The organism is Marinitenerispora sediminis (assembly GCF_003336425.1).
Classification (GTDB): Bacteria; Actinomycetota; Actinomycetes; order Streptosporangiales; family Streptosporangiaceae; genus Marinitenerispora; species Marinitenerispora sediminis.
Map to the genome: position 1 here is coordinate 1 of NZ_QEIO01000165.1, position 10,835 is coordinate 10,835.

Sequence of the window (10,835 nt, forward strand, 5' to 3'; positions counted from 1 at the left end):
GGTCCGATGAGCGAGCGCTACAGCCCGTCCCTCGTGGCGGAGGGGCCGCTGGTCTTCGTCTCGGGGCAGGTGCCCGAGGCGCCGGACGGCAGCGTCGCCGAGGGGGACGCCGCCGAGCAGGCGCGGCAGGCGTTCCGCAACATCGCCGCCGCGCTGGCCCCGCACGGCGCGGACCTCCGCCACGTCGTCAAGCTGACGTACTACCTGCGGCACATCGCCGACCTCGACGGCGTCCGCTCGGCGCTGGAGGAGTTCCTGGTGCACCGGCCGCGCCCGGCGAGCACCCTGGTCGAGGTCGCCGGGCTCGTGGACACCCGCTACCTCCTGGAGATCGACGCCGTGGCCACCCTGCCGCGGGCCTGACCGCCACGGGGGCAGCATGAGCGCACCACTCGTCGATCCCGCGGCCGAGGCCGCGCTCGCCGACTTCGGCCGCCACCTCTCCGCCGAACTCGGCCGGTCCCCGCACACGGTCCGCGCCTATCTCGGCGACCTGCGCGGGCTCCTCGGCCACCTCGCCGAGCGCGGGGTCGCGCTCGCGGAGCTCGACGTCACCGTGCTGCGCGGCTGGCTGGCGCGGTTGCACGAGGGCGGGGCCGGCCGGGCCACCCTCGCCCGACGGGTCACCGCCGCGCGGGTCTTCACCGGCTACCTGCACCGCACCGGCCGCCTGACGCAGGACCCCGGGCCGCTGCTGGCGAGCCCCAAGGCGCACCGCGCGCTTCCGGCGGTCCTCGACGAGCGGCAGGCCGGCGCCGTGCTGGACCGCGCCGCAGCCGACGACGATGCCTCGCCCACCGCGCTCCGGCAGCGCGCCGTGGTGGAGGTGCTCTACGCCACCGGCATCCGGGTGGCGGAGCTGTGCGGGCTCGACGTCGACGACGTCGACCACGAGCGCCGCACGCTGCGGGTGCGCGGCAAGGGCGACCGGGAGCGGGCCGTGCCGGTCGGTGCCCCCGCCATGGCCGCGCTGCTGCGCTGGCTGCGCGACGGCCGGCCGCACTGGGCGACGCCGGCGAGCGGGGCCGCGCTCTTCCTCGGGGCACGGGGCGGCAGGCTCGGCACCCGGACGGCGCGCCGGGACGTCCGGACCCGCACCGGGGCGGCGGACGGTGCCGCGGCCGTCTCGCCGCACGCGCTCCGGCACAGCGCCGCCACCCACCTGCTCAACGGGGGCGCCGACCTGCGCAGCGTGCAGGAGATCCTCGGCCACGCCTCGCTGTCCAGCACGCAGATCTACACGCACGTCTCGATCGACCGCCTGACCGCCGCCTACAACCAGGCGCACCCGAGGGCCTGACCGCACCGCTCACCGCGGCCTGGCCCCGGCCGGCAGCAGGCGGACCTCGGTGAGGCCGAGCAGCGAGAGCGGATCGAGGTAGTCGCGCCCCCGCAGCAGCCCCCAGTGCAGGCAGGGCCGCCGGGCGCAGTGCGCGGGTGCGTCGGCGAGTGTTCCGATGGCGTCGCCGGCGGCGACGCGGTCGCCGCGCCGCACGGCGGCGTCCACCGGCAGGTAGGTGGTGCGCAGCGTGCCGTGCACGACGGTGACCAGGGGTGTCCCGGCCACCGTTCCCGCGAACGCCACGCGGCCGGCCCCGGCGGCGCGCACCTGCGCGCCCGGGGCGGCGGCCAGGTCCACGCCCCGGTGCCCGGCCAGCCAGGGGCGCGGGGGCGGCGCGAACCCCCGCACCACCGGGGGTTCGCCGGCCAGCGGCCAGGTCCAGGGCCCGGTATCGGCGAGCGCGGTGCCGGGCCCCGGATACGGCAGGAGGAGTGCGGCGAGCAGGAGGGAGAAGAGGCGGCGGGGGCGGCGCCTGCCCCCGGCGTGCGGCGGCGGTCCGCTGGCCGGTGGGCGGATCCGGGGCCCGGAGGCGGCCCGGGCGGCGCCCGGGGACGGCGGGGGGAGCGCGGCGAGCGGCGGCCGGAGGAGGCGGTGGCGACGGTGCATGCCTCCAGAGTGCGGCGGCCGCCCGGCGCGGCGCCGCGCCGGTCTGGCGTCCTGTGGACGGCGGCGCGCCCGCCGGGCGCTTGACATCGCCAGGGGCCGGAGCTAGGCGTGCCGACACCGGAATGCCGGTTAGAATCATCAACGTGGCTGGACCCAGCCACTCACTTCGCGCGTCCTCGTGCCTCCCGTGGGAGGGGCCGGTCTCACGGTCCGCACCGTCCTCGGACGGGGCGGCGGACCGGTCAGGACGTCAGGAACAACCGGGGCGGAGCCTGCTCCGCCGAATCGAGGAGGACCTTGTCATGGCCACTGTCGTGACGATCCGTCAGCTGCTGGAGAGCGGCGTCCACTTCGGGCACCAGACCCGTCGCTGGAACCCGAAGATGAAGCGCTTCATCTTCACCGAGCGCAACGGCATCTACATTATCGACCTGCAGAAGTCGCTGGCCTACATCGACCGCGCCTACGAGTTCGTCAAGGAGACGGTGGCGCACGGCGGCACCATCCTCTTCGTCGGCACCAAGAAGCAGGCGCAGGAGGCCATCGACGAGCAGGCCCGCCGTGTCGGTATGCCGTTCGTCAACCAGCGCTGGCTCGGCGGCATGCTCACCAACTTCTCCACCGTCCACAAGCGGCTGCAGCGCCTCAAGGAGCTGGAGGAGATCGACTTCGACGACGTGGCGGCCTCGGGCCTCACGAAGAAGGAGCTGCTCGGCCTGCGCCGTGAGAAGGACAAGCTGGAGCGCACCCTCGGCGGTATCCGCGACATGTCCCGCGTGCCCAGCGCGGTCTGGATCGTGGACACCAAGAAGGAGCACATCGCGATCAGCGAGGCCCGCAAGCTCAACATCCCGGTCGTCGCCATCCTCGACACCAACTGCGACCCCGACGAGGTCGACTACCCGATCCCGGGCAACGACGACGCCATCCGCAGCGTCAGCCTGCTGACCCGCGTCGTGGCCGACGCCGTGGCCGACGGCCTGCTGGCCCGCTCCGGTGGCGCCCCCGGCGAGGAGAAGGCCGCCGAGGAGCCGCTGGCCGAGTGGGAGCGCGAGCTGCTGGAGGGCGGCAAGAGCGAGGCGGAGGCCCCGGCCGAGACCGCCCAGGCTCCGGCCGAGACCCCCGAGGCTCCGGCTGAGGCCGCCCAGGCCCCGGCTGAGGCCGCTGAGGCTCCGGCCGAGGCCGCCGAGGCGCCCGCTGAGGCCCCGAAGGAGGCCTGAACCGCGGCGCCCCCGCGTTCCGGTTCCGCGTTGTCCCGTTCCACGGATCGAAACTACGGATAGAGATACAGAGCAATGGCGAACTACACCGCCGCTGACGTGAAGAAGCTGCGCGACCTCACCGGCGCCGGCATGATGGCCTGCAAGAAGGCGCTCGAGGAGTCCGAGGGCGACTTCGACAAGGCCGTCGAGATCCTGCGCGTGAAGGGTGCCAAGGACGTCGGCAAGCGTGCCGAGCGCACCGCCGCCAACGGCCTGGTCGCCCTGCGCAGCGCCGGCGACACCTCCGCGGTGCTCGTCGAACTCAACTGCGAGACCGACTTCGTCGCGAAGAACGAGACGTTCCAGAAGCTGGCCAGCGACATCGCGGCCTTCGTCGCCGACAACGACTTCGCCGACGTCGCGGCCCTCCTCACCGCTGAGTACGCCGACGGCAAGACGGTGCAGAAGCTCATCGAGGAGCACAGCGCCGTCATCGGCGAGAAGCTGGAGCTGCGCCGCTTCGCCAAGGTCGAGGGCGCCTTCGTGGCCAGCTACATGCACAAGTCCGACCCCGACCTGCCGCCGACCCTCGGCGTGCTGGTCGAGCTCGACCAGGCCGCGCCCGAGGTCGCCAAGGACCTCGCCCAGCAGATCGCCGCGCTCGCGCCGAAGTACGTCAGCCGGGACGACGTCCCCGCCGACGTGGTCGAGAACGAGCGCCGCATCGCCGAGGCGACCGCCCGCGAGGAGGGCAAGCCCGAGCAGGCCCTGCCCAAGATCGTCGAGGGCCGGGTGAACGGCTTCTTCAAGGACGCGACGCTGCTCGGCCAGCCGTTCGTGAAGGACAACAAGAAGACCATCCAGAAGGTGGTCGACGAGGCCGGCGTCACCGTGCGCCGCTTCGTCCGGTTCAAGGTCGGCCAGGCCTAACCTTTGACATGATGGAGGTGCCGGGGAGCATTCCCCGGCACCTCCGGTGGATAAGGCGCGGCCCCTCGCTCGCCCGAGTCGGGGCCGCGCACGGCAGTACCACTCGGGGAACCAGAAGGAGGCCGCCGCCGTGCCGGAGACCGATGGACACAGCTCCGTCCCTGTCGACGGGCCAGCCATGCACGATTCGGGCTGGCGACGTGTCGTACTGAAGCTGTCGGGCGAGGCCTTCGCCGGCGACGAGCAGCTGGGCATCGCCCCGGAGGTGGTCCGCTACGTCGCCGACGCCATCGCCGCGGCGGTCGCCGAGGGCATCCAGGTGGCGGTCGTCATCGGCGGCGGCAACATGTTCCGCGGCGCCCAGCTGTCCGAGGGCGGCATGGAGCGCGGCCGGGCCGACTACATGGGCATGCTCGCCACCGTGATCAACTGCCTCGCGCTGCAGGACTTCCTGGAGCGCCTCGGGGTCGACACCCGGGTGCAGACGGCCATCCACATGAGCCAGGTCGCCGAGGCCTACATCCCGCGCCGCGCCATCCGGCACCTGGAGAAGGGCCGCGTGGTGATCTTCGGCGCCGGCCTGGGAGCTCCGTTCTTCTCCACCGACACCGCGGCCGCGCAGCGGGCACTGGAGATCGGCGCGCAGGCCGTCCTCAAGGGCACCCAGGTGGACGGCGTCTACGACTCCGACCCGCACCGCAACCCGCACGCGGTGAAATTCGACCGCCTCGACTACAACGAAGTGCTCACCCGCGGTCTGAAGGTCATGGACGCCACCGCGGTGAGCCTGTGCATGGACAATGGTCTGCCGATCGTCGTCTTCGACCTCATGGGGCAGGGCAACATCGTCCGTGCCGTCCGGGGGGAGAAGATCGGCACGATCGTGTGTCCGGCGGACAGCTGACCCGCGCAGACCTCCAACCTACGCAACCAGCGACACACGGGAGCCGACATGATCGAAGAGACCCTTCTCGAAGCCGAGGAGAAGATGGAGAAGGCGGTCGTGGTCGCCAAGGAGGACTTCGCCGCGATCCGCACCGGCCGTCCGGGACCGGCGACGTTCAACCGCATCACGGCCGAGTACTACGGTACGCAGACTCCGATCAACCAGCTCGCCTCGTTCCAGGTTCCCGAGCCCCGCATGGTGGTCATCTCGCCCTTCGACAAGGGATCGGCGCAGGCCATCGAGCGGGCCATCCGTGACAGCGACCTCGGGGTCAACCCGGCCAACGACGGCAACCTCATCCGGGTGGTCTTCCCGGAGCTGTCCGAGGAGCGCCGCCGCGAGTACGTCAAGGTGGTCCGCGGCAAGGCCGAGGACGGCAAGGTGTCGATCCGCAACGTCCGGCGGCACGCCAAGGACGCGTTCGACAAGGCGGTCAAGGGCGGCGAGATCGGCGAGGACGAGGGCCGCCGTGCCCAGGACGAGCTCGACGACCTGACGCACAAGTACGTCGCGGAGATCGACGAGCTGCTGAAGCACAAGGAAGCGGAACTGCTCGAAGTCTAGGTCCAGTGTCACTCTCCAACGAGTCCACCTCCGGCGACGGGGCCGGAGAACCCACCGGGCGGCCCCGCAAGAAGATCCGCACCGGCCGGAACCTGCCGCTGGCTGTCGGCAGCGGCGTGGCTCTCGGTGCGCTCGTCCTGCTGGCGATCTACCCGTACCCGGCCGCGTTCGTCGCCATCACCTCCGCGGCCGTGCTGCTCGGTCTCCGGGAGCTGAACCGGGCGTTCGGCTCCCGGAACATCCGGCTGCCCCTGGTTCCGGTGATCGCGGGCGGGGTGGCCATGCAGGTGTGCGCTTACTTCGGCGGCCCGCTCTGGCTCGTCGGCTCCCTGGCGGTCACGGTCGTCACCGCGCTGTCGTGGCGGCTGCGCGGCGGTGCCGAGGGCTACGTCCGGGACGTCACCGGGGCGGTGTTCGCGCTGGCCTACCTGCCGTTCCTGCTCGGCACCTGGCTGCTGCTGCTGGCCGCGCCCGGGGACGGCCAGGAGCGGCTGATCGCGTTCATCGTCGTCACGATCAGCAGCGACATCGGCGGCTACTTCGCCGGAATCCTGGCCGGCCGGCACAAGATGGCGCCGCGCATCAGCCCGAACAAGACCTGGGAGGGCTTCGCCGGATCGGTGCTCGCCTGCATGCTCGCCGGAGCGCTCACCGTCCGGTTCATGCTGGACGGCCCGATCTGGGTCGGCCTGGTCCTGGGCGTCGCGGTGGTGGCCGCCGCGACCGTCGGGGACCTCATCGAGTCGCTGATCAAGCGCGATCTCGGAATCAAGGACATGGGCAGCTTCATGCCGGGCCACGGGGGCATCCTCGACCGGGTCGACTCGCTCCTGGTCGCCGGCCCCGTGGCGTGGGTGGTGCTCAGCCTGCTGCTTCCGGCGGCGGGCTGAGCACCGGCCCGGCCGGCGGCGCCCGCGGCCGGCCGGGCGTGCCCGCGGACGATCCCGGGCGGCGGCCGGACCGGCCCTTCGCGCTTCCTCGCGGCCGGGGTCCTCACGCCAGGGCCAGGGTGCGCACGCTGCGGCTGGCCAGTGCCGCCGCCGTGGCGAGCAGGACGAGAGCGGCCGCGCCGAGCAGCGCCGCCTCGGTGCCGACCAGCGCGGCGACGGGGCCGATGCACGCCTCGCCGAGGGGGAGCGCCACGAACGACCCGAGCGCGTCGTAGGAGTAGACCCGGGCCAGTTTCTCCGGCGGGACGTTCTGCTGGATGGACAGCTCCCAGGCCACCCCGAACTGCTCAACGGCCACGCCGGTCAGGAACATCGCCGCCAGCAGCAGTGGCACGGTCGGGGCCGCGGCCATCACGGTGAGCGGCAGCGCGAACGCCGCCGACAGCGCGACGCCGAACGCGAGCGCCCGCCGCGGCTGCCAGCGGGCCGCGAGCACACCGCCGAACAGCGCCCCCAGCGTCTGAGCAGCGAGGACCACTCCCCACGCCGTGCGGCCGATCGTGTCGTCGGCGACCACCGGCCCGAGGATCTTGGTGCCGCCGTTCACCATGGCGTTGAGCACCATGAACTGCACGACCACGATCCACACCCACGGCCGGGAGGCGACCTCCGACCATCCCTCCCGCAGCTCCCGCAGCACGTTCCCGCGGCCCGCCGCAGGTGCCGCCGGCGGCAACCGGACGAGGGCGAAGCAGCCGCCCGCCAGGGCGAAGGCGGCGGCGTCCACCGCCAGGGCCCAGGCCGCCCCGACCAGCCCCACGATGAGCCCGCCGAGCGACATGCCCGCGACCATGCCCAGCTGCAGCCCCATCCGCGCCAGCGCGTTGGCCGGCCGCAGCAGGGCGGCCGGCACGGTCTGCGGGGTGAGGGCGAGCGCCGCCGGAAGGTTGGCCGCCGCCGCGGCCCCGTTGACCAGGCTGAGCGCCATGAGCAGCGGCAGCGAGGCGGCGCCGAGCAGGACGGCGGCGGCGATGCCGCCCTGCGAGGCCGCGGCCAGCGCGCACGCGCCGAGCAGCAGCAGCGGCCGCGGCAGCCGGTCGGCGAGGACGCCGCCGAGCAGCAGCAGGGAGACGTTGGCCAGCGACCGGCTGGCCAGCACCAGCCCGAGGTGCACCACCGAACCGGTGGCGTCGAGCACCGCGAAGCCGAGCGCCACCGAGGCCAGCCCGTTGCCGAAGTACATGAGGGAGCGGCCGGCGACCAGCGCCCGGAAGGCGGCGTAGCGCAGGGGCGCGCGGAGCGGGAGCCGTTCCGGCGTTGGCGTCACTGGCCGCCGCCGGAGGTGTCGCGTGCGGTGGAGCCGCCGTCCCCGGGCTCCATCTCGAACAGCAGCAGTGTCGCGTTGACCGGGACGGCGCCGGGGGTGTGCGGCGCCCGGGCCGCGGTGTGCAGGTCGGTTCCGAGCTGGTGCGCGCGCTCCAGGACGTCCCGCCATACCTGGGGATCGATCCACAGCTCGGCGTCGGTGAACGCGCCCGGCGCGTCGAGCCGCCGGCGGGTGGAGCGGCGCCGCAGCTCCTCGGCGACGGCGGAGACGAGCAGCCGGTGGTCCTCGCGGGACGCGGCGCCGTGGGCGGGCCCGCCCGGCGGCGCGGGGCGGTCGGTGCTGTCGGGATCGTGCCGGTAGCGCCGGGCCAGGCCGCCGCGGATCGGCACCTCCTCGACGAGGTCGACGAGGCCGGCCGCACGCAGCCGGCGGAGGTGGTAGCTGACGTTGGCCTGGGTCTCGCCCATCGCGCGGGCGGCCTCCGCGGCACTCATCGCGGTACCGGTGAGCAGCGAGAGCAGTCGCAGCCGCAACGGGTGCGCCAGTGCGCGCAGCTCGGGAACGCCGCGTCCGCGGGGGGAGGGGGTCGGGTCCATGCCGGCAGGATCGCGCGCGGCGCCGCCAACCGTCAAACGGTTATTTGGTGGTTGGTCGGGACCGGAACGGCGGGACGCCTCCGTGTGACGGACGACGCGGCGGAGTTCCTGCCGGAACCTGGCAGGTATCCGGCATACCGTGCCCGGCATGGTTCATGAGCACATCCGGGTCGTGGGAGCCCGAGAGCACAATCTGGACGACGTCGCCGTGGACATCCCCAAGGGGCGGCTGACCGTCGTCACCGGCGTGTCGGGGTCCGGGAAGTCCTCCCTCGTCTTCGACACCGTCGCCGCGGAGGCCCAGCGCCAGCTCAACGAGACGTTCACCGCCTTCGCGCGCAACCGGCTGCCCCGCTACGGCCAGCCCGACGTCGACGTCATCGAGAACCTGTCCGCCGCCATCGTGGTCGACCAGAAGCGGCTCGGCGGCAACGCGCGTTCGACCGTGGGCACCATCACCGACATCTACTCCCTCATGCGGCTGCTGTGGTCGCGGGCCGGCCGGCCCTTCGTCGGCTACTCCAACGCCTTCTCCTTCAACGACCCGCAGGGCATGTGCCCGCGGTGCTCCGGCCTCGGGACGGTGCGGACCGTCGACGTCGACCAGCTGGTGGACCGCGGGCTCTCCCTCAACGAGGGCGCGATCCGGTTCCCCGCCCTGAAAGTGGGGGGCTGGATGTGGCGCACCTACGCCGACTCCGGCCTGTTCGACAACGACAAGCCGCTGCGGGACTACACCCCCGAGGAGTGGCGGGCATTCCTGCACGGGGTCGACGACCACACGGTCATGCTGCCCAGCCAGGGCGGCCCGGTGCCGGCGAAGTTCGAGGGCCTGCTGCCCCGCTTCGAGCGCATCTGGCTGCCCAAGGACGCCGACTCGTTCAAAGGCCGCGCCCGCGAGGCGTTCCAGCGGGTGGTCGTGCAGGCGCGCTGCCCCGACTGCCGCGGCACCCGGCTCTCGGCGGCGGCGCTGTCCTGCCGGATCGCCGGACGCGATATCGCCGAGTGCGCGGCGCTGGAGGCCGAGGAGCTGGTCGAGGTGGTCCGCACCGTGGACGAGCCGGGCACCGCCTCGGTGGTGGCGGCGCTGGTGACCCAGCTGGAACGCCTGGTCGCGATCGGGCTCGGCTACCTGTCCATGGACCGCCCCACCTCGACGCTGTCCGGCGGTGAGTCGCAGCGGGTGAAGATGGTGCGCCATCTCGGCAGCAGCCTCACCGACATGCTGTACGTCTTCGACGAGCCCAGTGTCGGCCTGCACCCCCACGACGTGGCCCAGCTCACCGCGCTGCTCCGCGCGCTGCGGGACAAGGGCAACACCGTGCTCGTCGTCGAGCACGATCCGGACGTGATCGCGGCGGCCGACCACGTCATCGACATCGGGCCCGGGCCCGGGCGCGACGGCGGGCGGGTCGTCTACCAGGGCGACGTCGCCGGCCTCGCGGCCTCCGGCACCCCGACCGGCCGGTTCTTCGGTAGCCGGCCACAGATCAAGGCCGTGCCGCGGACCCCGGCCGGCGCCATCGAGATCCGCAGGGCCACCCGCCACAACCTGCGCGGCGTCGACGTGGACATCCCCACGGGCGTGCTGACCGCCGTGACCGGGGTCGCCGGTTCGGGCAAGAGCACCCTCGTCCGCGGATTCCTGCCGGAGGTGTGCCCGGAGGCCGTGGTCGTCGACCAGGGCGCCGTCCACGCCTCCCGGCGGTCCAGTCCGGCCACCTACACCGGGATCCTGGACACCGTCCGCGCGATGTTCGCCGCCGAGAACGGGGTCAGCGCGTCCCTGTTCAGCCCGAACGCGGAGGGCGCCTGCTCCGCGTGCGCGGGGCTCGGCGTCATCTACACCGACCTGGCGTTCATGGACGCCATGGTCAGCACCTGTGAGCAGTGCCGCGGGCGCCGCTTCACCGAGGAGGCGCTGCGCCACCGGTTCCGCGGCCGCACCATCGACCAGGTGCTCGACCTCAGTGCGCGGGAGGCGGTCGAGGTCTTCCCCGAGCGGCGCGTATCGGCGGTGCTGCGGCGCCTCGTGGACGTGGGCCTCGGCTACCTGCCCCTGGGCCAGCCGCTGAGCACGCTCTCCGGCGGCGAGCGGCAGCGTCTGAAACTGGCCGACGAACTCGACCGGCCCGGCGGGGTCTACGTGTTCGACGAGCCCACCACGGGCCTGCACATGTCCGACACCGCCGCACTCGTCGCCCTGCTGGACCGCCTCGTCGACAACGGCGGCACGGTGGTGGTCATCGAGCACGACCTCGACGTGATCAGCCAGGCGGACTGGGTCCTCGACCTCGGCCCGGGCGCTGGGCGGCGCGGCGGGCGGGTGGTCTTCCAGGGGCCGCCGGGGGAGCTGGCCCAGGTGGAGGACTCGCTCACCGGGCGGCACCTGCGCGCGCTCGCCGGCGGGCGCGCGCAGGTGCCGCCCGGTG

General features: G+C 73.3%; 11 protein-coding genes. 8 read left to right on the forward strand and 3 right to left on the reverse strand.

Features of this window, described 5'->3' with window-relative positions:
• The first annotated feature begins 6 nt into the window (after positions 1-6).
• Together DEF28_RS22950 and DEF28_RS22955 are read left to right on the forward strand one after the other, a co-directional pair.
• Positions 7-363: a RidA family protein gene (locus DEF28_RS22950; RefSeq protein ID WP_114400065.1), complete on the forward strand. Its 357-nt coding sequence runs from the start codon at positions 7-9 to the stop codon at positions 361-363.
• A gap of 16 nt (positions 364-379) precedes the next feature.
• Positions 380-1,300: a tyrosine recombinase XerC gene (locus DEF28_RS22955; RefSeq protein WP_114400064.1), complete on the forward strand. Its 921-nt coding sequence runs from the start codon at positions 380-382 to the stop codon at positions 1,298-1,300.
• A 9-nt stretch (positions 1,301-1,309) separates the two neighbouring features.
• Here DEF28_RS22955 and DEF28_RS22960 read toward each other — a convergent pair whose 3' ends face one another.
• The gene (locus DEF28_RS22960; RefSeq protein ID WP_114400063.1) at positions 1,310-1,948 is read right to left on the reverse strand and encodes a murein hydrolase activator EnvC family protein; all 639 of its coding nucleotides are present in this window, start codon (positions 1,946-1,948) and stop codon (positions 1,310-1,312) included.
• A 302-nt stretch (positions 1,949-2,250) separates the two neighbouring features.
• Here DEF28_RS22960 and rpsB point away from each other — a divergent pair, with 302 nt between their 5' ends.
• The 5 genes from rpsB (at position 2,251) to DEF28_RS22985 (ending at position 6,480) form a co-directional block, all read left to right on the forward strand.
• Entirely contained in the window at positions 2,251-3,168 is a 918-nt protein-coding gene (rpsB, locus tag DEF28_RS22965; protein WP_114400062.1) for a 30S ribosomal protein S2, read from the forward strand.
• A 75-nt stretch (positions 3,169-3,243) separates the two neighbouring features.
• Positions 3,244-4,080 carry a translation elongation factor Ts gene (tsf, locus tag DEF28_RS22970; RefSeq protein ID WP_114400061.1) on the forward strand — a complete coding sequence of 279 codons (837 nt, stop codon included), beginning with the start codon at positions 3,244-3,246 and terminating at the stop codon, positions 4,078-4,080.
• 178 nt (positions 4,081-4,258) lie between these two features.
• Complete coding sequence (gene pyrH / locus DEF28_RS22975; RefSeq protein WP_114400060.1) at positions 4,259-4,984, forward strand: UMP kinase; 726 nt, start codon at positions 4,259-4,261, stop codon at positions 4,982-4,984.
• A gap of 48 nt (positions 4,985-5,032) precedes the next feature.
• A complete protein-coding gene (gene frr / locus DEF28_RS22980) occupies positions 5,033-5,590 on the forward strand; it encodes a ribosome recycling factor (RefSeq protein WP_114400059.1) in 558 nt (185 codons plus the stop codon).
• Between the two features lie 5 nt (positions 5,591-5,595).
• Positions 5,596-6,480: a phosphatidate cytidylyltransferase gene (locus tag DEF28_RS22985; protein ID WP_114400058.1), complete on the forward strand. Its 885-nt coding sequence runs from the start codon at positions 5,596-5,598 to the stop codon at positions 6,478-6,480.
• 103 nt (positions 6,481-6,583) lie between these two features.
• Here the strand turns inward: DEF28_RS22985 and DEF28_RS22990 are convergent, their stop codons facing one another.
• The gene (locus DEF28_RS22990) at positions 6,584-7,807 is read right to left on the reverse strand and encodes an MFS transporter (RefSeq protein ID WP_114400057.1); all 1,224 of its coding nucleotides are present in this window, start codon (positions 7,805-7,807) and stop codon (positions 6,584-6,586) included.
• A complete protein-coding gene (locus DEF28_RS28585; protein ID WP_114400056.1) occupies positions 7,804-8,403 on the reverse strand; it encodes a helix-turn-helix domain-containing protein in 600 nt (199 codons plus the stop codon). The genes DEF28_RS22990 and DEF28_RS28585 overlap by 4 nt, the downstream gene beginning before the upstream one ends.
• A 148-nt stretch (positions 8,404-8,551) precedes the next feature.
• Between DEF28_RS28585 and DEF28_RS23000 the strand changes: the two genes are divergently transcribed.
• The coding region (locus DEF28_RS23000) for an ATP-binding cassette domain-containing protein (RefSeq protein ID WP_147281087.1) at positions 8,552-10,835 on the forward strand (2,284 nt) is incomplete at its 3' end.

Bases quoted from the DNA above. Each gene is read 5' to 3' on its own strand.
- DEF28_RS28585 (WP_114400056.1), bottom strand. From the start codon at position 8,403: ATGGACCCGACCCCCTCCCCCCGCGGACGCGGCGTTCCCGAGCTGCGC.
- rpsB (WP_114400062.1), top strand. From the start codon at position 2,251: ATGGCCACTGTCGTGACGATCCGTCAGCTGCTGGAGAGCGGCGTCCAC.
- DEF28_RS22955 (WP_114400064.1), top strand. From the start codon at position 380: ATGAGCGCACCACTCGTCGATCCCGCGGCCGAGGCCGCGCTCGCCGAC.
- pyrH (WP_114400060.1), top strand. From the start codon at position 4,259: ATGCACGATTCGGGCTGGCGACGTGTCGTACTGAAGCTGTCGGGCGAG.
- DEF28_RS22950 (WP_114400065.1), top strand. From the start codon at position 7: ATGAGCGAGCGCTACAGCCCGTCCCTCGTGGCGGAGGGGCCGCTGGTC.
- frr (WP_114400059.1), top strand. From the start codon at position 5,033: ATGATCGAAGAGACCCTTCTCGAAGCCGAGGAGAAGATGGAGAAGGCG.
- tsf (WP_114400061.1), top strand. From the start codon at position 3,244: ATGGCGAACTACACCGCCGCTGACGTGAAGAAGCTGCGCGACCTCACC.
- DEF28_RS22960 (WP_114400063.1), bottom strand. From the start codon at position 1,948: ATGCACCGTCGCCACCGCCTCCTCCGGCCGCCGCTCGCCGCGCTCCCC.